This window comes from Devosia epidermidihirudinis, assembly GCF_000971295.1.
GTDB classification, from domain to species: Bacteria; Pseudomonadota; Alphaproteobacteria; order Rhizobiales; family Devosiaceae; genus Devosia; species Devosia epidermidihirudinis.
Window position 1 is genome coordinate 1 of the sequence record NZ_LANJ01000041.1, and the last position, 509, is coordinate 509.

Genomic DNA, 509 nt, shown 5'->3' on the forward strand with positions numbered 1-509 from the left:
CTCCTTCTCCTCCCTCTTTCTTCCTTTTTCCCTTTTCTCCCCCTTTTTTCTTCTCCCTCCTTTCTTCCCTTTTCCTTCCTTTTTCTTTCTTTCTTTCCCCCTTTCCCTCCTCCTTCCTTCCGTCCCCTTCCTCTCTTCCTCTCTTCCCCCTTTCTGACATTGGTTGGTTGGGGCCAAACAGATTATCTTCACCCCCTTGTCGCCATGCCACGATGACGAGGACAAGCCCGCGGCCCTTCTCTGTCACGACATATTCCCGGTATGCGCTGCCGTCTGACGCCTTTTCCCACTCCATCATGCCTCGTTCGTTTCAGTCTTTCTTCCTTTCTCGTCATGCTTCGTTTAATTTCATCATCTGACCCTTCTCTTCCGTAGCCCCTCGCTCCACCCTGACCTGGCTGCCATTTGCTTCGGTCTTTCTCCCCTGCTCAACCGTCTCCGTTTTCCTGTTCTTTTTGCTTTCTTCTTGCTCCTCCTCCTCGTCCGCTTTACCCCACACCTTTTTTCTT

At 51.5% G+C, this 509-nt stretch carries 1 pseudogene; it reads right to left on the bottom strand.

What is annotated here, in order from left to right:
• Positions 1-298: pseudogene (locus tag WH87_RS20345) on the bottom strand (hypothetical protein); the annotation flags it as partial.
• Positions 299-509: the final 211 nt, after the last annotated feature.